Raw genomic sequence first — 22,323 nt, forward strand, 5'->3', positions numbered from 1 at the left:
GCAGAAGCGTGCATACGGGACAGCGCGCGCACCGGACACGGCACTACGGTCACCACCCCTGCGCCACCGCGGCGGGGGCGGGGGCGGGGACGGCGTCGAGGTCGGGACTCGAGGCGAGAATCGCCTGGTGGAGCCGTTGTACGCGGGGGGAGGGCTCCAGCCCGAGTTCGTCGATGAGCGTGGTGCGCAGCCGCCGGAAGACCTCCAGCGCCTTGCCGGCCCGGCCCGACCGGTACAGCGCCACCATGTAGTGGGCGTGCAGCGCCTCGTGGAACGGCTGCTCGGCGGTGAGCCGGGCCAGCTCGCCGAGGAGCTGCGGGTGGCGGCCGAGCCGCAGCCCCGCCTCGATGCGCATCTCGACCGCGCCGAGCCGGCTCTCCTCCATGGACATGGACTCGATGCGCAGTTGGGGGCCGGTCGGTACGTTGACCAGGGTCGGCCCGTCCCACAGCGCGAGTGCCTCGCTCAGCAGCCGCTCGCCCGTCCGGTCGTCGCCGCCCGCGAGCGACTGCTGCCCGTGGCTGATCAGGTCGCGTGCCCGGTGCAGGTCGACGCACTCGAGCGGGATGTCCAGCCGGTAGCCGCCGTGCTCGGTGCGCAGTGTCTCCTTGGCGGAGCCGTCGGCGCGCTCGGGGGTGGCCGCGTTGATGCGGCGGCGCAGCTGCAGCACGTACGTCTGCAGCGTGGTGGCCGCACTGCGCGGAGGCTCCTCGCCCCACAGCTCCGCCGTCAGCGTGTCAACCGTCACGATCTGGCCCACCCGCGCCGCGAGCAGGGCCAGCAGCTGCCGCGGCTTGGCGGCCGTCGGGACCACGGACACCTGGCCGATCCGGGCACGCAGCGGCCCGAGGAGTCTTATGTCAGCGATCACGGTTTCCCTCACTTCCCCCTGGGCAGACGCCCTACGACCGGACTCCGCCACCGTCACATTTCGGCCTGCTCCGGACCAGTGCGCCGCTCACCGCGGTGCGGTGCGTTTTTCCCCCGGAAACCGTGAATCCGTCATACCCGGTGGATGAGGTCTGCACTGGTCCGGTCCTCGCCGGTGGCATTTACTCCTCGATGAGCGCTGAAGCCGGCCTCGCGGCCGACTCGACCGACCCGATGCGACAGGGCGGTGGCGCACGACTCGTGTGTAACTCGCGTAAGGAGAGACCATGTCACTCACCCATGACTGGCGCTTCGCGGAGCTCATCGCACGCACCTGGATGGAGCCGGCGCTGCGCGAGCGCTACCTCGCCGAGCCGCGCCGCGTGCTCGCCGAGGCGGGTATCGAGCTGCCGGCTGGCTGCCCGGTGCCGGCGCTGCCCAGCAGCGAGGAACTCGAGGTGGTGGTGGACCGGTTCGACACCCTGCCCGCCGCCGCGCCGGCCGCGGCCTTCTGCCTGAGCCTGGCCGACGAGCCGATGACGGCCGTCTGCGGCGCGGTGGGGGCGCTCGCCGCATGAACGTGGCAGGGGGGAACGCAGGGACCGTACGCATCGGTTTCAAGCCGCACCTGCGCCCGCAGGTGGTGGCCGAGGACGGGGTGTACCTGGTCTCCGAGCGGGGAGTGACCACGGTGCCGGGGACCGCCATGGCGCGGCTGGCGCCGCTGCTGGACGGCACGCGCGACATGCCCGCGCTGCTGCGGGAGGCGGCGCCCGAACTGGACTGCCTTCAAGTGGGTGAGCTGGTCGGTCAGTTGACACGCTCGGGGCTGCTCGACCACCGCGCCCCGCAGCACGCGCCGTGCGACGACCGCGCCGCCGAGGCGTACTGGGAGATCGTCGGCGGGGAGCGGGTGCGGCGGGCCGCCGGACGGCCGATGAGGCTGCGGCTGACCGAGGTCGCCGACGTCGACCCGGCCCGCACCGAGGCCGTACGCACCGCCTGCCGGGACGCCGGGATCACCGTCGTCGACGACCCGGCCGACGACTCCGGCGACACCGCCCTCGACCTGGTGGTGTGCGAGGACTACCTCGACCCGCGGCTCGCCGGGGTGGACGCGGCGCACCGCGCCACCGGCCGGCCCTGGCTGCTCGCCAAGCCCTACGGCAGCACGGTGTGGATCGGCCCGGTCTTCCGGCCCGGCGAGAGCGCCTGCTGGCACTGCCTGGCGCACCGGCTGCGGGGGCGACGCGCCGCGCAGTCGTCGGTGCCGGGCCACGCGGGCGATACCGCCCTGCTCGCGCCCCGGGCGGCGCTGCCGGTGACCGTCGCCCTCGGCGCCGGGCTCGCCGCACTGGAGTGCGCCAAGTGGCTCGCCGGGAACCGCCATGACGCGCAGGACTACGTCGTCACCTTCGACACGCTCGGGCCGGCAACGCGCCGGCACCGGCTCGCCCACCGCCCGCAGTGCTCCGAGTGCGGCAACCCGCGGCTCGCCGCCGAGCGAGCCGGGCAGCCGGTGCGCCTGGAGTCCCGCCCGAAGGCGTCCCGTGGCGGCGGCGGCCACCGTGCGCTGCCCCCGCGGGCGGTGCTGGAGCGGTACGGGGACCTGGTCAGCCCGGTCACCGGAGTCCTCAAGGAGATCCGCCGCGACGAGCGCGGCCCCGACCTGCTCAACGTCTACCGGGCCGGCTACAACCAGGCCCTCGGCCCGCGCCGGATGGCGGAGCGGCGCACCTCGCTGCGCCAGGAGAGCGCGGGCAAGGGCCGTACCGCCCTGGAGGCCCGGGTCGGCGCGCTGTGCGAGGGCGTGGAGCGGATCAGCGGCACCTGGCAGGGCGACGAAGCGCGGGTACGCGGCTCGCTGCGATCGCTGGGCGACCGCGCCATGTCCCCCCTGGACGTGCAGCTGTGGCACGAACGGCAGTACCGCGAGCGCGACACGTGGAACACCCCGGGCCACCCCTTCCACCTCGTTCCGGAGCGCTTCGACGAGGACGCGGTACTCGACTGGACGCCGGTGTGGTCGCTCACCCGCGGCCGTCATCTGCTGCTGCCCAGCGCCCTGCTGTACTACAACGCCCCCGACCCGGTGGGCCGCCGGATGACCCGGGCCGACTCCAACGGCTGTGCGGCGGGCAGCACGGTAGAGGACGCCGCGCTCCAGGGGCTGCTGGAGCTCGTCGAGCGGGACGCGGTGGCGCTGTGGTGGTACAACCGCACGCGCCAGCCCGCCGTCGACATGGACGCGTTCGGCGATCCGTGGACCGCCCGCGTCGAGGAGGCCCACGCCGCGCTCGGGCGCGAGGTGTGGGTGCTCGACCTCACCTCGGACCTCGGGGTGCCGGTGATGACCGCGCTGTCACGGCGGACTGACGAGCCGGCCGGGGCCGGCGAGGACATCGTCTTCGGCTTCGGCGCGCACCCGGACCCGGCGGTCGCGCTCTGCCGGGCGCTGTCGGAGATGAACCAGCTCCTGCCCGCGGTGCTGGACGCCGGGCCGGACGGCACCGGCTACACCTGCTCCGACCCGGTCGCGCTGGAGTGGTGGCGCACTGCCCGCCGTGGCACCCTGCCCTACCTCGCGCCCGACCGGGCGGTGCGGCCGCGCACCCCGGGCGACTACGGCTACCGGCCCACCGCCGACCTGCTCGACGACATCGACGCGCTGCGCCACCGCCTTGAGGAACGCGGCATGGAGGTGTTGCTGCTCGACCAGACCCAGCCCGACCTGCGACTGCCGGTGGTCCGGGTGATCGTGCCCGGGCTGCGCCACTTCTGGCCGCGGTTCGCGCCGGGCCGGCTGTACGACGTGCCGGTGGAGCTCGGCCGACTGGCCGCGCCGACGCCGTACGACGACCTCAACCCCGTCCCCCTGTTCGTCTGACGCCTTGGTTCGTTCAACCCGTCCCCGACTCCCAGGACTTGCTGTGTCCCCTCTCACTCAGCCCACCGATCCGCTGCTCCTCGCCGGCAGCGACGGACTCTGGTCGCTCCGCGAGGACGCCTACGTCCAGGACGAGGGGTCCGCGCTGGAGGTCCAGTCGCGCTGGGGCGGGGTGCGCGTCAACCACCCCTCGCCGATGCTGCGGGAGGTGCTGCGCCGCATGGAGCTGGGCCCCGGGCGGCTCGAGAACATCCGGGGCACCTCGGATCTGGTGCAACGGGTGCGGTTGATGGTGGAGTTGCAGCAGCTCGGCGGGCTTGTGGTGCGCTCGGTGTCCGCCGCCGACGGCCGCAGCCCGCTGATGTCGGTGGTGCCCACGGCCGCCGACGCCTGGCTGCGCCCTGCGCCGACGCCGGAGGACCGGCGGCTGCGGCTGTCCCGGTTCGCCGCGCTGCGCTCCACCGGCGACGGGGCGGTGCTCGAGTCGCCGCTGTCGCCGTTCCGGGTGGTCCTCCCGCGCCCGAAGGCGGGCTGGCTCATCGCCTCGCTCGCCACGCCGACGACGGCGCGTGAAGCGGCCGAGCGGCTGCCGGTCGACCCGGGGACGGTGCGTACGCTGCTGTCGTACTTGCTCGCCACCGGGATGGTGCAGGCGGCCGACGAAGCCCGCGGCGCGGACGGCGCGGTCTTCGCCGAGGACGCCGACCCGGTGCTGCGTACCTGGTCCCACCACGACCTGATGTTCCACTGGCGCAGCCGGCCGGGCTTCACCGACGGCGTCTTCGGCGCCGAGTACGCCCTGCGCGGCGTCCAGAACCCGCCGCCGCGGATCCGCCCCCTGCCGGACGGCACCCGCGTCGCGCTGCCCCGGCCGGGCGACGGCGGTCCGGGCGACGAGGGTCCGGGGCTGTCCGTGACCGAGGCGATCGAGCAGCGCGTCTCCGCGCGCAGCCACGGCCGGAGCCCGCTCACCCTGGACCAGCTCGGGGAGGTGCTCCATCGGGCGCTGCGGGTGCGCGGCGGCGACGCCGATCGGCCCTACCCCAGCGGCGGCGCCTGCTACGAGCTGGAGTTCTATGTGAGCGTGGCCCGCTGCCAGGGACTGGAGCCGGGGATCTACTACTACGCACCCGCCGAGCACTGCCTGGTGCGACTGCCCGCGGACGAGGCCGCGCTGCGCGGCATGCTCGCGGACGCCAAGGCGGGCGCGGGCATGTCCGAGACGCCCGACGTGCTGTTGACCATGACCGCCCGTTTCGCCCGGGTGTCGTGGAAGTACAGCGGGATCGCCTACGCGCTGACGCTCAAGCACGTCGGCGTGGTGCAGCAGACGCTGTATCTGCTGACGACCGCCCTGCGGATCGCCGGGTGCGCCATCGGCACCGGCGACACCGAGCGGTCGGCCCGGGCCTTCGGGCTGGACTGGCGCGAGGAGTCCGCGGTGGGGGAATTCATCCTCGGTTCGCTTCCGGACCAGGAGCGCCGGGAAATTGTCAACCGGACATGAGCGCGATTGTTTTCCACCAAATGTATGATCACCCCCTGGCGAGCTGACCGGGGGAGGATGCTATGCCGACGCAGGCCGACCACCTGCGAAGCGCCGGTCCCGACGAGGGCCGGGTCGATGAGGACTCGACCATGCGCTGCAGGGGCGGAGAGCCGACCGGACAGCCTTCGGGGCTTCCGCTCGGCGCCGAGGCGCCGCCACCGCACTTCGCCCTCGCGGTGGTCTTCACCGTCATGGCCGGCTTCTTCGTCATGCAGGTCGTCGACATCCTCGACCAGGGCGTGACACCGCTCGACATCGCCCTCGTCTTCACCGTGCTGCCGGCGCTGATCGGCTGTCAGGTGGCGCAGACACTGCCGCGGCTGCGTCCGCTGCGGGACCGCTACGGGCGGGCGATCCTGCTCGCCCAGGTGCTCCTCGTCGTGCTCCCGTGCGCGTTGTTCGGGTGGGCCTGGGGCGGGATGGGCGGCTTCGTCGGCGCATCGGCGCTGCTGGTGCTGGAGACCCGCAAGGGGATCGCGGTCTTCGGCACGCTGGTGGCACTCATCGCGCTGTCGACCGGGGCGCGCTCCGGGTTCGGCACGGTGGCGGTGCCGTACATGGTGGTCTCCTCCCTGCTCACCGGGATCATCGTCTACAGCCTCATCCGGCTGGCCACGCTGACCATCGCCGTCCACGAGGCACGTGAGGACTTCGCCCGTATCGCGATCGTCAAGGAGCGGCTGCGCTTCGCCCGGGACCTGCACGACCTGCTCGGCTACAGCCTCTCGGCGATTACGCTCAAGGGCGAGCTCGCCTGCCAGCTGGTCGGCCGGGCGCCGGACCAGGCCCGCGACGAGCTGCTCGGCATCATCGACATCTCGCGGCAGGCGCTGGCGGACGTGCGCGAGGTGGCGCACAGCTATCGCTCGCTGTCGCTGCTCAACGAGCTGTCCTCGGCCCGCTCGGTGCTCTCCGTCGCGGGCATCGAGGCGCATGTGAGGATCGATTACGACCGGCTGAGCGCCGAGGCGGACACCGAGCTCGCCACGGTCCTGCGCGAGGGCGTCACCAACGTGATGCGGCACAGCGAGGCGTCCCGCTGCCGCATCGAGGCGACCCAGCGGGACGGTGTCGTACGGTTGTGCATCGCCAACGACGGGGTGCCCGCGAAGGAGAACTCTGGGCGACGGGGCGGGAGCCGGGGCGGCAGCGGACTGCAGAACCTCACGGAGCGCATGACGGCCGTGGGCGGACGGCTCACCGCGGGGGTGGACGAGGACGGCTGGTTCCGCCTGGTCGCCGAGACCGCCCCCGCGCCGCCGGCGGCCGGCGCCGGCCGCGGCTGACCCACAGGCCGGTCCGACCGGCGGATCCCTCGGCGGGGCTGACGGGCGGTCGCCCTCAGACCCATCCCGCCTCACGGGCGATGCGCACCGCGTCGAGCCGGTTGCGGGCGCCGAGCTTCGTCACGGCGGCCGTCAGGTAGTTGCGGACGGTGCCGACCGACAGGAACAGCCGGCCGGCGATCTCCGCCGCGTCCGCGCCGTCACCGGCGATCTTCAGCACTTCCGTCTCCCGCTCGGTGAGCGGGTTGTCGCCGCTGTCCCAGGCGGCGAGCGCCAGCTCCGGGTCGACCACCCGCTCGCCCTGTGCCACCCGGCGGATGGCACAGGCGAGCTGGTCCGGCGGGGCGTCCTTGAGGATGAAGCCCCGGGCGCCTGCGGCGAGCGCACGGCGGAAGGTGCCCGGCCGCCCCAGGCTGGTCAGGATGAGCGACTGGCAGTCGGGCACCTTGCGGCGGAGTTCGGCCGTGGCGGTCAGCCCGTCCACGCCCGGCAGGTCGATGTCGATCACGGCGACGTCTGGCTGGTGGACGAGGGCCATCGGAACGATCTTGTCGCCGTCGGCCACCTCTGCCACCACCTCGATGTCGGGTTCGAGCCGCAGGAGAGCCACCAGCGCCCCGCGCACCATGTGCATGTCTTCGGCCAGCAGGACCTTCATGCCCAAGTTCCCCCGTGTCGTGCTCCGTCAGGCGTCTGCTCTGGTCAAGGGCAGCAGAAATCAAGCACCGCAGTGGTCCGGCACTGCAGAAGGTGCGTAGCGGTCAGACGGATCGTACGCCGGACGCCCAGCCGAATCCATGTCCGATAACCGCAGACCCCGTCCGGGACGCGACCCCACCGGTCCGCGTCCCGGACGGGGCAACCGCCCGTCACGCCGCGAGTGGCGCCCTCGGTGCTCCCGCCATCGCCCCCGCCAGCGAGACGTCGAGCAGCGCGGCGGCGGCCGTGTCACCGCGGTGCCGTCCTCCGGGTACGTACGGCCCGGTGTCGTGCATCGCCCAGCTGACGGTGTAGGCGTCCGCCACCCGGGCGGTGCCGAAGACCCACTCCGGCCCGGTGCCCGGCTCGCCGTCGGGGGTGAGCACGCGCGGCCGGCCTGCGTCGACATCGAACCCGAAGGCGCTGAACCGGAACCGCATCCCCTGTCCGATCGCCTTGCTGTACGCCTCCTTGAGCGTCCACAGCCGCACCATCTCGCCGGGCCGCCGGTCCTCGCCGACCTCGCCGAGCTGCGCGATCTCGTGCGGGGTCCAGAAACGCGATTCCATGCCGGTGAGCCGCATGCGCCGCCGGGTCAGCTCCACGTCCACCCCGATGCCGCCGCGCGCCGAGACCCCGACCAGCAACAGGTCCCCGGTGTGGCTGAGGCTGATGTCGAGCTGCGCGCAGCCGCGCAGGTACGGACGCCCGCCGGGCCGGTAGGCGAGTTCCACGGAGTGCGGGGGCGCACCGACCGCCCGCCCGGCGACGTACTTGATCAGCCGTCGGGAGGCGGCGAAACGGGCCCGCACCGGCTCGTGCGCCATGCCCGCGTAGCGCTCCCAGTCCGCGCCGAGCAGGTCGCGTAGCCCGGCGTCGTCGAGGTCGGCGGGGCGCCAGTCTTCGAGCACGCCGTAGACGAGGGCCGCGCCACGCTCGTGCAGGCTGCGCTCGATGCGCTGCCAGGGACCGGCGGGACCGCGCAGCCGCACCGGCCGCTGGTCGGACAGGGCGGTGTTCACGTCGTGCACGTCGTTCACCACGGCTCACCCGCCGCGCCCAGGGCACTCGGGGCGCCCGGGACGCCGTCGAGCGCGAGGCGGGCCCGCCGCCGCTCGGCGGCGAGGTGCCGGGCGAGGGAACCCACGGTCGGGTGGTCCCACGCGGCGGTGGGCTCCAGCACGGTGCCGCAGGCGCGTTCCGCCTCCGCGGCGAGCGCCACCGCGCCGAGCGCGTGCAGCCCGTTCTCCTCGAAGGTCCGCGTCACGTCCAGCTCCCACACCGCGCACCCGAGCAGGTCGGCCAGGCACCCGGTCAGCCACTCGCCCAACCGCCCAGCTTCCCGGTGGAACACCTCGGCGTCGCTCACGTCCCCACTCCCTCCCCTGTGGCCATCCCCGACGCGTACAAGTCGTAGGTGCGCCCGCTGTGATAACGGTCGAGAACCTCTCGCAGGACCCCCTCGGTGGTGGGCGTGCGACGGGCCGGGAGCGGGCGGCCAAGCCGCTGGGTGAGGCCCATGAGCGCCTCGGTCACCCAGGCCGGCTGGGCGAGGAAGGAGTCCGGGTCGCCGCTGTGCGCCTGCCATACGCCGAGGCACGCGGCGCCCGCGGTGACGAGTGCGTACCGGTCGGCGAGCGCGTACATGGGCGGCGTGGCGAGCGCGGCGGGTTCGCCGGGCGGCAGCGCGCGGCAGTCCTCGCGCAGCCCGCGCAGCTCGTCCTGGAGGCCCTGCGCCAGCTCGCGCAGCGGTTCCAGGGCGGCGGGGCCGACCCCGGGCGGTCCCTGCCACGAGCCGCAGGCCCGCACCGCCTCGCAGAGCGTCCCGGCGAGCGGGTCCGCGCCGGCGGTGAGCGCGAGCCGGCCCAGGTCGGCCGGGGGCAGCGGGCCGTCGGTGAACAGCGCGGCGGGCGCGCCCGGCCCGCGCAGCCACGCATCGCCGGCGAGCCGGGGGAACTGCGGCAGCATCGCCGCCAGACCGGCGGCGGCGCCCGCCCTGCCCAGCCCGGCCCGGGGCAGGTCGCGCAGGTAGCGGCGGAGGACGCCGTAGCCGCCCTCGTCGGCGTGGAAGCGTGCGCCAAGCACCGGCGCGAGGTTCTGGACGGTCTCCTGAAGCAGCCCGGGGACCAGGTACTCGGTCACCGCGGTGGGCAGACTGGAGTGCTCGGGCAGCAGATGCAGCGCACGGGCGGCGACGAGCGCGAGGCAGTCGCAGACGAGCAGCGTGACGAACGCCCGCGCCACCGCGGCCCGGTGGTGCGGATGTTCGAGCGGCGCCCCGCCGTACGACGGGTGCTGCAGCCCGCACTCCACCGCGGTGCGCAGCGCGGTGTCGGCTCCGCCGAGCACCATGCCGGGCACGAGCGAGCGGGTGACCTGGAGGCACCGCAGCGCCAGCGGGGTCCCGTCGCCGGCCCCGCCGAGCAGCGCGTCGCCGGGCACCGGGAGGTCGTGGAACTCCAGCCCGCGGCGGTGGCCGTCGCCGACCGCGCCCGGGTCCCGCGGCATCAGCCGGACGCGGTCGGCGTCGGCACCGGCGAGATCGACCAGCAGCGCGGAGTGGCTGTGGCCGCCCTGGTCGGGGGAGGTGCGGCCGAAGACGACGAGCGCGTCGGCCTGCGCCGCGTGCGCCACGGCGGGCTTGACGCCGTCGAGCAGGAAGCCGCCCCCGTACGGCACCGCGTCGTACTCGCCCCGCAACAGTTCGCCGCCGTAGGGGAGTTCCTGGTGGGCCGCGGCGAGCGTACCGCCGCGCAGAAGCAGCTCGGCGGCCCGCCGGCGCTGCCCGGGGGCGCCCGCCGCCCAGACCGTCACGGCGCCGGGCAGCGAAGCGGCGGCGTGTGCGGTGCCGAGCGGGGTGTCGCGCCGGAAGAGGACGCGGGCCATCCGTACGAGTCCGTCCCACCGTGTCAGCCGCCCGCCGAGTTCCTCGGGCACCAGCTCGGTGGCGAAGCCGAAGCGGAGCAGCTCGCGCGCGGCCCGCGGGTCGGGCGCGCCCTGCTCGTCGGCGGCGCGCAGGGCCCGGTGGCCGAACGGGTTGCCGGACGCCTCCGGGTCCCCCAGCAGCTCCTCCAGCGCGGCGACCCGCCGCTCGACGACCTGTTCCTGCGTCATCTCGGTTCTCCCTCCGCCATCGGGAACGGGAGGAGGGAGAAGGGCCTCCCGTCCTCGTACTGCCGGATCATCACCGTGGCCAGCCGGTCGAAGAGCGCCCCGTCGGCGCCGGACGGCGGCCGGACGCCGAGGTGGGCGAGGACGCGCGTCAGGCACGCCTCCAGCCACAGGCCGTCCCGCCACAGCCCGTCGGGGCCGTCCCCCACCGCCGGCCCGCCGCCCAGCCAGAGCCCGGCACAGACCGCGCCCGCGAAGCACAGCGCGTACCCGCGACCCAGGCCCGGGTCGCCGGTCACGGCCGGTCCCGGCAGTCGCTGGTGCAGCGTGTCGGTCACCTCGAGCAGCCGCTCGGCGTGGCCTGCCGCCACACCGAACTCCGGTGCGGCACGGGCGAGATGCCGCAGCCGCCGCACGGACAGCGGCAGCGTGCCCAGCACCGCGCTGCCGTGCCGGGAGAACAGGCCGATCCGCTCCGGCGCGAACGGCACGACGGCCTCCGCCGCACCGAACAGCCGGTCGAGCTGCGGCCGGTGGTCGTGGGGCGAGCGGTGGCCGCGCACGAGCGACCTGAACTGCGCCGCCAGCACCTCCCGGCACAGATGGGCGTCCTCCGCCAGCGCGGCGGCCCCCGTGAGTTCCGGGACGAGCAGCCCCACCACGGCCGAGGTGACGCTCAGTTCGCCCGGCAGCAAATGCACCGAGCGGACGGCGACCAGGCTCAGCGCCTCGCACAGCAGCAGGTCCGCGTACGCCTCGGCGAATCGCCGGGTCTGCGGCGGCCTGCTGCCGGCCAGCCGCTCGCGCAGCGCGTGCTCGGCCGCGCCGAGCGGTAACGCCGAACCGGCCGCCCATCCCAGCTGACGTGCCTTCAGCACGATCTCCGCACCGCGTCCCTCACCGCCCACGAGGGCGTCCGCACCAACCCGCGTGTCGCAAAATGCGAGCCGCCGGCTTCCGGACGGGCCGCCGCGGCCGGGCAGGCTGTCGGGGCGGAGCAGCAGCAGCGAGTGGGCGCGAGGGGTGGCCACCGGCGAGGTCCGGGAGAGCAGGCTCACGTACGAACCCGGCGCCAGGTCGTCGCCGACCCACTCCTCGCCGTCGACGCGGTAGCCGCCCACCACGGGGTACGCGGAGACGCCGGTGTGGGGCTCCGGACCCATGCCGGGCACGGCGAGCGACGACGCGATGCGCGTGCCGCCCACGACCAGCCGCCCGACCCGGTGCGCCGCGACCGCATCGTCCGAGACCCACACCGGCGCCACCGCGTGGAACGTGCGGCCGTGCGCCAGCGCGACGCCCGGGTCGCGCCGGGCCACCATGCGCAGCGCCTGATGGAGCTCGGTGTAATCGGTGAGCTCGCCGCCGTACTCGGCGGGGACGTAGTACGCGGACAGCCCGCACCGGTCGAGTGCCGCGCATACCCCCGGACGCCTGCGGCGCCGGACCGCCCCGCCGCCGTCCAGCGCCCGCTCCAGCCGGGTCGCGAAGCGCCGGAACCGCAGCCGCCTCCGCTCCCCCGTCATGGCTCGCCCGCCTCGCGGTCGGCGGCCCGGAGCGGGTACGGCCCCGCCCTCAGCGTCCGCTCGAGCCAGCGCTCCAGGTCGGTGAGGGGCAGGTCCGCGCGGACCCGTTCGGGGTGCAGCGGCGGTGGGCCGAGCAGGGGCGGGGCCGCGGCGTCCGCCTCGGGGCCGCTCAGCCAGGACAGGGGGACAGGTCCGCCCAGGCAGACGCAGACCGCCTGCATTCCCTCCGTGGCGAGCAGCCGGACCACGACACCGCCCAGCCTCCGCCAGCACCTCTTCACCCGTCCCTCTCCTCTGCACCGGGGGCTCCACACCCCGTCGGCACAGCCTCCCCCCGTCCCCTCAACGCCCGCTCCAAAACCGCCCGATAAACCTCCGCGGACCTCGGGCCGCCCGTCGGTCCCCGAAGGACGAGACGCTGTTGGGGTTGTCGGTCTGGGCTCGAACCCGAGCCTGGAGGGCTGTGAGGGCGGAGGGCGGGGTGGCCGCCGGCGGGATGACGATGCTGTGCGTCTTGAGCAGCCTCCTGATCTTCAGCAGGGTGCGGTGCATGGCGGTCCGACTGCTGTCGAACAGCACCGCGAGGGGTTCCGCGGCCAGGGCGACCCGCAGGTGAAGGACGGCTGCCAGGACCTGGTCGGGGAAGGCGAGCCGGGGCGGGCGGCCGCGCTTGACGTCGCCGTCGAGTGCCAAAGCGTCGGTGAGATCGCTCAGTTGCTGCCGTGACATGCCGGTCAGGGCGGGGTCGGACAGGAAAGCGTGGTCCCACTCCGGGGCCGGCTTCTGCGGAGCCCGGGTCGCTGGGACGGCTGGGCAGGGCTGGGTGTGCAGGGCATAGTTCCAGTCGCCGTGGAAGGCGTGTCGGGTCAGTGGCAGGGCCGCCATCTCCGCGTCGCCGATCTGGACTCCGGTTGGGTAGGTGTTGGTGTCCAGCTCGGCCATGACGCGCAGGCCGGTGCGGGTGGTGGTCGCGGCGATGGACTGGACGATGACTTCGTGGCTGGTCAGCGGGCGGCCGCGCCAGTTCATGGTGATGTGGGAGAAGAGCCGGTGCCCGATTTTGTTCCACTTTGATGTGCCCAGCGGCAGGTGGCACACGGTGATGGTCAGTCCTGTTTCGGCAGCGAGCCGGGCGAGTTCGAGCTTCCAGACCCGGGTGCCGTAGCCGTTCGAGCCGCCCGCGTCGGCGGTGATGAGCAGTCGTGTCGCCTGCGGGTAGGCGGCCCGGCCCTGGCCGCACCACCAGCGGCGGATCGATTCCACTGCGAACGCGGCGGTGTCGTGATCGGTGCCCATGTTGACCCAGCCGGTGTCCGCTGCGAGAGCGTAGATCCCGTACGGGACGGCCTTGCCCAGCTGCGGGTCGGCGAAGTCATGGACGTTCACCGGCACCGGATCAGCGGCAGGCCGCCACTGGCGGCCGTTGTTCTTGAACTCGCCGACGAGCTCCTTCTTCTTGGTGTCCACGCTGATCACCGGCTGGCCGGCGTCCCGGTGATCGCGGGCCTGCTCGTTGAGATAACGGAACTGGGCATCCCGGTCCGGATGCTGGCTGCCCTCGACGGTCTTGGCGTTGGCCTGCAGACTGAAGCCTTCCTCCCGCAGCAGGTCCGCGACGGTGTCCGCACTGACTTTGTGCCCGGTCCGAGCCAGCTCCCGCGCCAACGTGCGGGTCGACTTCACCGTCCACCGCAGTGGCGACATGGGATCACCGCGCTCGTCCGGCTCGACCAGCGCCAGCAGTGCCGGCCGCAGCCTCGGATCAAGATCTGCGACCCTCTTGCGGCCCCCGCCCGGCCGCCGCACCCGCCCCAGAGGCTCCTCGCCGGTCTCCAGCTCGAACACGCCCTTGCGGACCGTGGTCTCACTCACCGAGGCCGCCCGCGCGACGGACCGAACACCACCGTGTCCCAGGACACGGGCCTCTGCGGCCATCAGCAGCCGTCGCTGCCGCTCATCCAGATGCGGGAACAACACCGAAAACTTCATGACGAGTTGGGTACGGACCTCGTCCGGGATACGCATACCACACCAACGAGCCTTGGGACGGGAAGCAACACCTTGATGATCTGCAAGCCCTTAGCGTTGTCCCGTAACTGCTGGTCACAGGCGAGATGATCTCTCTGTGGCTGGTGTGATCACGGCGTCGGAACCCTCCTGGATAGCCCTGTTCACCGGGCTGAGCCCGCGGCAGTTCGGCAAGCTCGTCACCGCGCTGCGACGCGAGGGTGGCGACCCCGACCCGGTCCGCAGGGCCGGCTCTGGAGCCTGCCGATTCCAGTCCTGCTGGTAGCCGCGTACTTAGGGGGTTACCGGCGGTACAGGTCTCTGGCTGTGCTGCGGGGATGCCGGCCCCTACGCCGTTGTCCCGGCGCGCAGAGTGCCGACGGTCTAGGCTCCGGGTGCGGGGCCGTCTTCCGCCCGATGCGGCCCCGCACCTCGGTCTCACCGACCTTGCCGCACCCGCCGCTTCAACCTCACGGTGTCCGTTCACCGAACGACAGACTGCCGCGGCAGGACAGACAAGAGGCTCGCTGAGCAGCTCTGGAGGGGGTCACGAACAGGTTTTGACGCGGCCGAAGTCGAGCTGCTCAACGTCGGTGAACTCCATCATCAGGCCCTGGGCGCGGCGGCCGCCGTCGCGGAAGTAGGTCTCGCCCAGGGCCTCGGCGGTGATGGCGCGCAGTTGCTGGTCGGTGGCGCCGGCCTGCTGGGCGTCGAAGAGGCAGGCGGCGTAGGCGGGTGGCAGGGCGAGGGTGAGGTCGTGGATGCGGGCGTCGTCGGTGGTTCCAGGGGCGGAGGTGAAGCCGAAGCGGGCGTGGGTGTCGATGACGAGTCCGGTGGTGGTGGCGGCCTGGCGGCGGGCCTGTGCGCGGATGCGGGGCTGCTAGCGGGCGCGGACGGCGCCGGCCAGGCGCCCGGCTAGTACTCCAGTGCGGTTTCGTGATCTATCCAGCGGATTCGCCGGCGGCCCGTCGTCGGTAGTGGCTGCGTCGGGCTGTTGCCTGGTGGCGTCTACGCCAGTTGGACCAGTGCAGCAGCCTGGCCGCAGTCACGGCTGGTGGGTGGAAGGCGGCGACGAGCAGGTGGCGGATTTCCGGGACGGTCAGCGTGACCGGATCGCGGCTGCGGATGAAGTGGTGCATATCTGCGGGCGGTTCGGGGGCCGCGTCGGCGGCAAGCACGGTCAGGAAGGCCAGGGCGAGCATCGCGAGCGTGATGTGCCGGTGCCAGGAGGTCCAGTGCCGGACCTGGTAGTGGTCGAGTCCGACTTGGCTCTTGGCGGCCTGGAAACACTCCTCGACGCTCCAGCGGACACCGGCCACGCGAACGAGTTCGGACAGGGGAACCTCGGTGGGTGACCAGCACAAGTAGAAGGCGAGTTCGCCGGTGGACCGGTTGCGTCGGATGAGCAGGTGCCGGTGGCTGCCGGTGCCGATGTGGATCCAGGCCCAGTCGTAGTAACGCGGGCCTTTCGCACCGTTTCCGGCGCTCTGACGGTGCCAGGCCGTGGCGGGCAGGCGGCCGGCGAGGGTATCCGCGCGCACAAGGGTGCGGCCGTGGTTGATCCTCACCCGCATCGAGCAAGCGACGGCCATCACGTAGCCGACGCCGCGTGCCTCGAGGGCGGCGCGGAGCTGGGGGTCCTGACCGTAGGCTTCGTCGCCCGTCACCCAGGAGGCGCCGATTCTAGCGTCCAGTGCGGCCTCGATCATCTCTCCGGCCAGGCGGGGCTTGGTGGCGAACCGCACCGTCTCGGGTATCCCGGCTGCATGGCGGCGTTCGGGATCATTGGACCAGGAGTGTTCGGGGAGGTAGAGCCGTCGGTCGATCAGGGCCCGTCCTCGGCTGGTGGCCAGGGCGAGGAACACGCCGACCTGGGCGTTCTCGATGCGTCCGGCGGTGCCGGTGTACTGCCTCTGCACACCTGCCGAGGACCGACCCTTCTTCAGGAAGCCGGTCTCGTCGACAACGAGAACGCTGCCGTCGGCGGCGAGGTGTTCGGCGGCGTAGGCGCGCAGGTCATCGCGGACGGCATCAGCGTCCCAACGGGCGTAGCGCAGCAGGCGCTGCATCGGCCCGGGCCGCGTATGGCCCGCCTGTTCGGCCAGCTGCCAGCAGTTCTTCCGTTCGACGCTCGACAGCAGCCCGCGCAGGTAAGCGCGGGCCGCGGCCCGGGGCTCAACCCGCCTGAACCTGCCCGCGATCCGATCCATGACCTGGTCGAACATCGCCAGCCAGCGGGCAACGTCTACGCTATGGCCTGAGGCCACCGCACGATCTTCAGGAGTCCACACAACCCCCGATGATCACGCGGTGGCCGTACCCATTCCCAGCCGGCCCCTGACGCATGTGACCGAGCACTCCATCTGGAGGGCCTCGCCAGCTGACGCGCTCGTTTCTTTTCCGACCAGTCACTACGAGGGGCCCGGCGTCGCCGCGCGGAACAGGGCGAGGAGGGCCTGACCCGGCGGAGTATCCGCGTCGAAGAACTGCGTGGCCAGCTCGGGCGGGACGGCTGGTCCGTGCATGCGGATCTCGTGGCAGCTGAAGCAGAACGCCGCCTCAAACAGGGCCAGATCAAGGGAGTCCTCATATGCGCGAACGCTCCAGCCCGGTGAAAAGCCACAGCGGTGCTGTTGGCCGCTGGGCAGGGTCCCGATCAGGGCCAGGGCTTCGGCCGCTTCCTTTCCAGTCCAGTACGCGACCGCCCTGCCGGGATACGGAGCGCCCCGCTGAATTGGGAGGGCGGAGATCCGTACGACCTCGATCAACACGGTAGCGGCAACGGCATCGGTGGGGAGCTGCATGAGCGCAGTCTCCCCTCCGAACTGGTCTGCTGGGTGTGTTTGGAACTGGTCCAGCCCGCAGCCAAGCCGACTCCAAAGTACGTGCCGGACCGGAGGCGCACCAGCCCCTTGATCTGTCCGCCACCTGGAGCACTCAGCCTGGCCAAGTCGACCACTCACTCGCCAGGTGAAGCGCTCAGTCACAACGCAGGATCACGAAACCAGACTGGAGTACTAGATCCGGGCAGGGCCAGCAGAGGGTGCGCCCCTGCCGCCGAAGGCACACTGGTCCCGGCCCTGGTCGGCTTGGTGCGGGTGCTGCTGGAGCACCGCCGCTCAGCACGTCTGGCGCCATCGATTCAGCACGAGCCACAGGGACGCTCATGTACGTGAGGTCAATGAGTACCGCTCCCGGGAGCGGTACTCATTGACCTCACGTACATGAGCTCTGGTTCTCGGAGCTGCTCAGGTTGCTCGGCGCAGGGGGACGACGACGTCCTCGCCGGTGCTCTTCGCGCTGAGCCGGTAGTAGCTGATGTGCGCAAGCCGTTCGGATTCCTCGAGCCAGCCGGCCTCCACGACCTGGCGCCGGGTGCGGGAGAACACGGTCGGGGACATGCCGACAAGCTCGGCGAGCTTGGCTCCGGTCTCGATGACTGCGCCGGCCCGGTCCGCGGGGTGCATGGCGTAGAGCATGACGATCAGGCGCTGGTTGGCAGTCATGCCGGCGGTGCGGTGCAGGACGTCCAGGAGCTTCTGCTTGTCGTCGTTGTTCACTGGGCCTCCCACAGCAAAGGGGTCTTGTTGTCGAAGCCGGGGATGTCCGGCGGGTTGCACGTCTTGATCGCTTCCCGTTGCTCGATCCCAGTCCCGTGGAAGGCAATGTACGGGCTGATCCGGTAGAGCCGGTAGTTACCGATACGACCGCGCTCGATCAGGATGCGTAGTCTGAGGAGTTTCCGGTTGATCTTTCCTACGGCATCAGCGGTCATCCCGACCTTCTTGGCAATGTCTGCGCCGGTTGCCCTCAACGGCGCCATGCCCTGGGGAGAGACCCCGATCCACCACAGGACCATGAACTTTTGGCTCGGGGTGAATTCCTTGCTTTCAGTGATGGCCTCGACCCTGGCCTTGTCGACCTGGATGTGCTCACCCGAGAAGGCGTAGGGCGCATAGGGGATGGCCTCGCCCGTATCAGCGTCGACCAGTCTGCGTACTGCTCCCAATGGGCCCTCCGTGGCCGACCATTGCCTCGACGTGTATGAGTGGCGACCCTCAGGCCGACCAGATGAACTTAACGTACATGAGCGCGAAGTTCATGTAGTCCGCCTCCAGGGCGTGTCGCTGAACCCGAGATCAATCCGTTGCACCTGTCTCCTGCCGGAAATCAGCCCCTCCTCATGAACGTGACGTCAATCTAGTCCGTTCCTGCAGCCGTGTTCACAGATCTCACAGCATGAGCACTCAGGCTTCAGGAGCTGCCTGCTCCGCTCATAGGAACCGGGTGCGGGATGCCAGGAACTCGGTGCCAGATCGTCAGATCCTGCTCCGGAAACCGTTTTCGCAGGTCAGCGCACCTCTACCCCTTGCACTCTCTTTAGCAGTAGCACAGGCGGTTCTCGCTGCCGTCTCACCCCACGCCCCATGCGCCGTGTGCGGTCGCCGAAGCTCCTCATCAGGGCATCTTCCTGACACTCATGCCCTTACCCGGTGTCATCCGTCGAGGAAGAACATCGCTTCCCACCCACTCCTCAGCCGACGAAAGCACGCCACCGTGCGCCAGCACTCGACGAAGCACCCGTCACGTGTGCCTCGGTGAGCACCGCTAGCCTCAGCCACGGCTGCTCGTCAAAGCCCTGGACAGGCCGCAGCCGCCGGATCACCTGCTCGCCCCGTCGGGCACCCGCAGGCCCGCCAGGGCCGAGGATGCACCGACCCTAGGCGTCGGTGAGCCGCGTTGTGGGTGCTCGACACCACTGCAGCCATCGAACCAGGGCTCCCCCAGCGGCTGTGTGTAGTCGACTTGGGCCTAGTCGTGGGCCAGAAGGCCACTACCTGAGCTCTCACCGCGCGCCGTCCTCGCCAGCTTCGAGCAGCTGGCGAGCGCGTCGGTGACCTCTAGGTCGGCTGGGTGACGTGGCCGACGAAAGACTGCGCCAGCCAGCCGTCGCCCACGGGGTGGTAGTCGCCACGGCGGAGCGGGAAGTCACGGGCGGCCTCGGCTCCCGACAGTCTCTCCATGGTCCCATCGGGCCGACAGGCTCGGGCGAGCGCGGCGGTGATCGGCACAGGCAGCAAGCTCCTGCTCTTGGAGCCGCCCCTGCTCGGCTTGGGTGGCTCACCGGTCGGGAGCGAGCTCGTCCTGGACGACGGCGAAGTTCTGACCACGATCATTCAACGTGGTCGCGAGGGGCACGGATCACTGCCACTGATCTCCCGTTACGACCAGCACGAGGGACTGCACAGCCCCCGCCTGCCGTTTCTCTTCCAGCGCCGTCGCGGCTTCATCCCGACCGCGCTTCCGCCCGCGTTCATCGCGAGCGTCCTGCGCGAAGCACTGGACCGGGCCGGGCTCACCGACCAGACCGGGGAGGCCTTGGACCTCACGCCTCACGACTTCCGGAGGATCTTCGCGACCGACGCTCTTCAGGCTGGTCTGCCGCCGCACATCACGGCGAAGATCCTCGGACACGAGGACGTGAACACCACCATGGGATACGCGGCGATCTATCCCGAGGACGTGATCTCCCACCATCGGTCCTACATCGCCCGCCGCCGACAGCTCCGGCCCAGCGAGGAATACCGCGACCTCACCCCGGAGGAGTGGGACGAGTTCATCACCCACTTCGAGCTCCGCAAAGTCGCGCTCGGCGTCTGCACCAGGGACTACGGCACCGCATGCGTTCACGAGCACGCGTGCGTCCGATGCCCTTCCCTCCGACCAGACCCCGACCAACAGGACCGGATGGAAGAGATCATCGTCAACCTTCAGGCCCGGCTCGACGAGGCCCACACCCGCGGCTGGCGCGGTGAAGTTGCCGGCCTCGAAGCCACGCTCGCCGCTGCTGAAGGCAAGCTCAAGACCATGCGGGACCTCACCCAGCGCCACGGCCGAACCTATCTCGGAATGCCGCGTTTCGGCTCGTCAATCGGACGACAAAAGTGACGGCGGGCTGTCCCGCGAGCTGGACGCGGATCGCGGGACAGCCCGGTGCTAGCTGCTCATCCGAGGGAACGGCGTGATGATCGTGGAGGTTTCCGGCTTCGAGTCTGCCCCGAACGCAACGTTAGAGGCAGGCGCTTCGTCGGCAACGAGAAGCTCCGGCTGCGCGAACTTCCTGGTGGCTTCCAGAACGTCGGGGACGGGGAATTCTCGCCGCTCGATATAGACACGCGCGACCTCCCGGTCGACGGGGCTGGGGAGGTCCACTTCCTTGGGCATCTTGAAGTTCGTTTCACAGAGGGCCTGAACGATCCGCCACCCCTCATAGAAGACCTGCATGAAGCTGCCGTCGTGGGGCATCGGGCAGACGATCAGGTTCTTCTGCTCGTCCTTCTTGATTGCGTCAGAGGCTCCCGACTTGCTGGGAACGATGGCCACTCGCAGTCCCCTGGCCGCTTCGAGATGCGATCGGTTGATCTTGACCGTGGTGCCCACCCAGTGGTCGGGCTCGGTGGAACCGAGGAAGAGGTCCGCCTTCCACAGGCCCCTGATGCTCTGAGGCAGCTGGGCGCGGGTGCTGGGGCGCCGGAACGCAGCGGCGAGCCGGTTGAGGTGTCCCTTCAACTTCACGGGCTGCCCACGCTCTCCGGACAAGACCCTCGACTCGGTCGTGATGAGGTCGATCTCCGTGGAGATCAGCTGCTGAGAGCCGCTCTTCTCAATGGCGAACAAGATCGATGACGGGTCGCCTCGGTTGATCCGACAATGGCCGAGGGCATCGGCCACCCGCTCGACAACGATGGGGACCCCGTTGACTACCGCATCGTGAACGGCGTACTCAAACGCGATGCCGGTGTCCCCATCCCCCTGACTCCTGATCTTGCCGAGGAGCTTCAGCTTTATGTCCTCGCGCTTCCCGATCGCACTGAGCACGTCCTGGCCGATCGAGTGATAGATCCCCGCGATGATCGGCCGCGTGACCGCCACGAGGGCGCTCACCTCATCAGCGACAGGGTTGTTCTGCTTCTCAACGCGAATCTGCACGCATCACCAGCTTCTTTGCAGGGCGCCCCTAGGCACCGAACCAGGAGCCCCGCTCCACCCGTCTACCGGAACTCACCTCAAGCCTAGGCGGGGGGTCTGACACCTGGTTCGGATAAATCGGTGAGGGTGCCGTTGGTCAGCTCATGCACAGCAGTCAGCCTCCTTCGCTGAGGCGGGTCGCTGAGCCCATGCTGCAACGGCGGAGCGCGGGACATGGAATCGGCCACCCGCCAGCACGAGGCGCACGGCACGCAGGGCATCCAGGCCGGTCAGAGGGTCACCATCGACGATCAGGATGTCAGCGCGGTATCCCGTGGCGAGGCGTCCGGTCTGATCGCCCAGTCTGAGTGCGGAGGCGGCGCTGGTCGTGGCCATGTCGATGATGCGGTGCCTTGGAACACCCAGATGCTCGAAGAACTCGAGGCTGGAAATGAGGCCGCCGAAGTACGCTCGTGGGATGCCTGCGTCCGTCCCCGCCACGAGCTGCACCCCGCTCTCTGCCATCCGGCGCGTGGGGGCGAACAGCGCAGCGGCCTTTTCGGGACCGACTCGGTCGGCGAAGGCCTGCCAGTTCGGGTGGTTGGCAGGACAGACGTGAATCTGCTTGGCAATCAGCTGCGCGATGAGGTCCTCGCGTAGTTCGGGAGTGCCGTCTTCGGTCATCCAGCTGCAGTGCTCGATCGTGTCGACCCCTGCGGTGATCGCTGCGGCGATTCCCTGAACGCCGTGGGCGTGGGCGGCTACCGGCAGACCGAGCTGGTGCGCTTCCTCCACCACGACGGCGAGTTCTTCGGTGGTGAACTGGAGCTGCCAGATTGAGGGGCCTCCACGGGTCAGACCTCCGCCTGTCGCCATCACTTTGATGACGTCCGCACCTTCTTCGGCGTTGCGGCGCACCTTCTGCCGGATCTCGTTCTCGCCCTCAACTTCACCGCCGAGGAACCAGCAGTGGCCCTTGGGGGGCGTCAGCGGCGCGGTGGCGGCCAGAATCCGCGGTCCCGCCATGGCACCGTCGCTGATCGCATCCCGGAGCCGGACGGACAGGCCGCCACGGTCGCCCAGGTCGCGGGCGGTGGTGATGCCGGCGTCGAGCAGTTGCTGGGCTCGGCCGGCCATGCCCAGGAGAAGGGTCGCGTCGTCGCTGTCGGTCAGCGTAGTGACCGGGTCCGGTCCTGCGTCGAAGGCCAGGTGGACGTGGCAGTCGATGAGACCAGGAAGGACAGTGGCGCCGGGAAAGTCCATCACTCGACAGCCCGGTTCCGTATGAGCCAGTACGTCGTTGCGTACCCCCGCTGCCACGATGGTGTCGCCGGAGACGAGGACGGCGCCGTCGTTGATGTGTGTGCTGCTGGGACCGAGCAGTATGCGTCCTGCGGTGATGAGTACCTGGTTCACGAC

General features: G+C 71.1%; 20 protein-coding genes and 2 pseudogenes. 6 read left to right on the forward strand and 16 right to left on the reverse strand.

The features are described 5' to 3' along the window. Positions 1-49 precede the first annotated feature (49 nt). Positions 50-871, reverse strand: coding sequence for an AfsR/SARP family transcriptional regulator (locus BLW85_RS00570; protein ID WP_244174766.1), 822 nt, complete (start codon positions 869-871; stop codon positions 50-52). 286 nt (positions 872-1,157) lie between these two features. On the opposite strand from BLW85_RS00570, the gene BLW85_RS00575 reads away from it, so the two are divergent. The 4 genes from BLW85_RS00575 (at position 1,158) to BLW85_RS00590 (ending at position 6,592) form a co-directional block, all read left to right on the forward strand. Then, positions 1,158-1,448: a TIGR04351 family putative TOMM peptide gene (locus BLW85_RS00575; RefSeq protein WP_074989996.1), complete on the forward strand. Its 291-nt coding sequence runs from the start codon at positions 1,158-1,160 to the stop codon at positions 1,446-1,448. After that, complete coding sequence (locus tag BLW85_RS00580; protein ID WP_074989997.1) at positions 1,445-3,757, forward strand: TOMM precursor leader peptide-binding protein; 2,313 nt, start codon at positions 1,445-1,447, stop codon at positions 3,755-3,757. The genes BLW85_RS00575 and BLW85_RS00580 overlap by 4 nt, the downstream gene beginning before the upstream one ends. Before the next feature lie 43 nt (positions 3,758-3,800). Further along, the gene (locus BLW85_RS00585) at positions 3,801-5,264 is read left to right on the forward strand and encodes a SagB/ThcOx family dehydrogenase (protein WP_074989998.1); all 1,464 of its coding nucleotides are present in this window, start codon (positions 3,801-3,803) and stop codon (positions 5,262-5,264) included. Positions 5,265-5,326: 62 nt separating this feature from the next. Next, positions 5,327-6,592, forward strand: coding sequence for a sensor histidine kinase (locus BLW85_RS00590; protein WP_079172184.1), 1,266 nt, complete (start codon positions 5,327-5,329; stop codon positions 6,590-6,592). Between the two features lie 55 nt (positions 6,593-6,647). Here BLW85_RS00590 and BLW85_RS00595 read toward each other — a convergent pair whose 3' ends face one another. The 7 genes from BLW85_RS00595 to BLW85_RS00620 form a co-directional block, all read right to left on the reverse strand. Beyond that, complete coding sequence (locus BLW85_RS00595; RefSeq protein ID WP_074989999.1) at positions 6,648-7,250, reverse strand: response regulator transcription factor; 603 nt, start codon at positions 7,248-7,250, stop codon at positions 6,648-6,650. 211 nt (positions 7,251-7,461) lie between these two features. Then, a complete protein-coding gene (locus BLW85_RS00600; RefSeq protein ID WP_244174767.1) occupies positions 7,462-8,331 on the reverse strand; it encodes a 4'-phosphopantetheinyl transferase family protein in 870 nt (289 codons plus the stop codon). Beyond that, positions 8,328-8,660 carry an acyl carrier protein gene (locus BLW85_RS39085; protein WP_074990000.1) on the reverse strand — a complete coding sequence of 111 codons (333 nt, stop codon included), beginning with the start codon at positions 8,658-8,660 and terminating at the stop codon, positions 8,328-8,330. The genes BLW85_RS00600 and BLW85_RS39085 overlap by 4 nt, the downstream gene beginning before the upstream one ends. Further along, the gene (locus BLW85_RS39090; RefSeq protein ID WP_074990001.1) at positions 8,657-10,405 is read right to left on the reverse strand and encodes an acyl-CoA dehydrogenase family protein; all 1,749 of its coding nucleotides are present in this window, start codon (positions 10,403-10,405) and stop codon (positions 8,657-8,659) included. Before BLW85_RS39090 ends, BLW85_RS39085 begins: the two co-directional genes overlap by 4 nt. Beyond that, a complete protein-coding gene (locus tag BLW85_RS39095) occupies positions 10,402-11,928 on the reverse strand; it encodes an acyl-CoA dehydrogenase family protein (protein WP_074990002.1) in 1,527 nt (508 codons plus the stop codon). Before BLW85_RS39095 ends, BLW85_RS39090 begins: the two co-directional genes overlap by 4 nt. Then, a complete protein-coding gene (locus BLW85_RS00615) occupies positions 11,925-12,209 on the reverse strand; it encodes a DUF6059 family protein (protein ID WP_074990003.1) in 285 nt (94 codons plus the stop codon). The genes BLW85_RS39095 and BLW85_RS00615 overlap by 4 nt, the downstream gene beginning before the upstream one ends. A 61-nt stretch (positions 12,210-12,270) precedes the next feature. Further along, a complete protein-coding gene (locus tag BLW85_RS00620) occupies positions 12,271-13,953 on the reverse strand; it encodes an ISAzo13 family transposase (RefSeq protein WP_244174768.1) in 1,683 nt (560 codons plus the stop codon). Positions 13,954-14,053: 100 nt separating this feature from the next. Between BLW85_RS00620 and BLW85_RS00625 the strand changes: the two are divergent. Beyond that, positions 14,054-14,274, forward strand: a pseudogene (locus BLW85_RS00625) (IS5/IS1182 family transposase); the annotation flags it as partial. Between the two features lie 208 nt (positions 14,275-14,482). Here BLW85_RS00625 and tpg read toward each other — a convergent pair. From tpg to BLW85_RS40515, 6 genes and pseudogenes are all read right to left on the reverse strand, one after another. After that, a pseudogene (tpg, locus tag BLW85_RS39880) lies at positions 14,483-14,815 on the reverse strand (telomere-protecting terminal protein Tpg); the annotation flags it as partial. 61 nt (positions 14,816-14,876) lie between these two features. Beyond that, on the reverse strand, positions 14,877-16,160 hold the full coding sequence (locus BLW85_RS00630) for an IS701 family transposase (protein WP_079172186.1): 1,284 nt from the start codon (positions 16,158-16,160) through the stop codon (positions 14,877-14,879). 186 nt (positions 16,161-16,346) lie between these two features. After that, on the reverse strand, positions 16,347-16,739 hold the full coding sequence (locus tag BLW85_RS00635; protein ID WP_074990005.1) for a hypothetical protein: 393 nt from the start codon (positions 16,737-16,739) through the stop codon (positions 16,347-16,349). A gap of 444 nt (positions 16,740-17,183) precedes the next feature. After that, complete coding sequence (locus tag BLW85_RS00640; RefSeq protein WP_046419124.1) at positions 17,184-17,495, reverse strand: hypothetical protein; 312 nt, start codon at positions 17,493-17,495, stop codon at positions 17,184-17,186. Continuing rightward, positions 17,492-17,944: a MarR family transcriptional regulator gene (locus BLW85_RS00645; RefSeq protein WP_074990006.1), complete on the reverse strand. Its 453-nt coding sequence runs from the start codon at positions 17,942-17,944 to the stop codon at positions 17,492-17,494. The genes BLW85_RS00640 and BLW85_RS00645 overlap by 4 nt, the downstream gene beginning before the upstream one ends. Positions 17,945-18,836: 892 nt before the next feature. Beyond that, complete coding sequence (locus tag BLW85_RS40515; RefSeq protein ID WP_279628556.1) at positions 18,837-18,959, reverse strand: hypothetical protein; 123 nt, start codon at positions 18,957-18,959, stop codon at positions 18,837-18,839. On the opposite strand from BLW85_RS40515, the gene BLW85_RS00650 reads away from it, so the two are divergent. Then, positions 18,958-19,884 (forward strand): site-specific integrase, encoded by a 927-nt coding sequence (locus tag BLW85_RS00650; RefSeq protein ID WP_079172187.1) that lies wholly within the window; start codon positions 18,958-18,960, stop codon positions 19,882-19,884. The genes BLW85_RS40515 and BLW85_RS00650 overlap by 2 nt on opposite strands. A 48-nt stretch (positions 19,885-19,932) precedes the next feature. On the opposite strand, the gene BLW85_RS00655 is transcribed toward BLW85_RS00650, so the two are convergent. Continuing rightward, the gene (locus BLW85_RS00655) at positions 19,933-20,925 is read right to left on the reverse strand and encodes a hypothetical protein (protein WP_074990008.1); all 993 of its coding nucleotides are present in this window, start codon (positions 20,923-20,925) and stop codon (positions 19,933-19,935) included. A gap of 141 nt (positions 20,926-21,066) precedes the next feature. After that, entirely contained in the window at positions 21,067-22,320 is a 1,254-nt protein-coding gene (locus BLW85_RS00660) for a metal-dependent hydrolase family protein (RefSeq protein WP_107409035.1), read from the reverse strand. Positions 22,321-22,323 lie beyond the last annotated feature (3 nt).

Origin of the sequence: Streptomyces misionensis (assembly GCF_900104815.1) — a bacterium.
In the GTDB taxonomy this organism is placed as follows: Bacteria; Actinomycetota; Actinomycetes; order Streptomycetales; family Streptomycetaceae; genus Streptomyces; species Streptomyces misionensis.

Coding starts and splice junctions, on each gene's coding strand:
- BLW85_RS00575 (WP_074989996.1), top strand. CDS start 1,158: ATGTCACTCACCCATGACTGGCGCTTCGCGGAGCTCATCGCACGCACC.
- BLW85_RS00580 (WP_074989997.1), top strand. CDS start 1,445: ATGAACGTGGCAGGGGGGAACGCAGGGACCGTACGCATCGGTTTCAAG.
- BLW85_RS00590 (WP_079172184.1), top strand. CDS start 5,327: ATGCCGACGCAGGCCGACCACCTGCGAAGCGCCGGTCCCGACGAGGGC.
- BLW85_RS00595 (WP_074989999.1), bottom strand. CDS start 7,250: ATGAAGGTCCTGCTGGCCGAAGACATGCACATGGTGCGCGGGGCGCTG.
- BLW85_RS39090 (WP_074990001.1), bottom strand. CDS start 10,405: ATGACGCAGGAACAGGTCGTCGAGCGGCGGGTCGCCGCGCTGGAGGAG.
- BLW85_RS39095 (WP_074990002.1), bottom strand. CDS start 11,928: ATGACGGGGGAGCGGAGGCGGCTGCGGTTCCGGCGCTTCGCGACCCGG.
- BLW85_RS00620 (WP_244174768.1), bottom strand. CDS start 13,953: ATGCGTATCCCGGACGAGGTCCGTACCCAACTCGTCATGAAGTTTTCG.
- BLW85_RS00630 (WP_079172186.1), bottom strand. CDS start 16,160: ATGTTCGACCAGGTCATGGATCGGATCGCGGGCAGGTTCAGGCGGGTT.
- BLW85_RS00635 (WP_074990005.1), bottom strand. CDS start 16,739: ATGCAGCTCCCCACCGATGCCGTTGCCGCTACCGTGTTGATCGAGGTC.
- BLW85_RS00650 (WP_079172187.1), top strand. CDS start 18,958: ATGGTCCCATCGGGCCGACAGGCTCGGGCGAGCGCGGCGGTGATCGGC.
- BLW85_RS40515 (WP_279628556.1), bottom strand. CDS start 18,959: ATGGAGAGACTGTCGGGAGCCGAGGCCGCCCGTGACTTCCCGCTCCGC.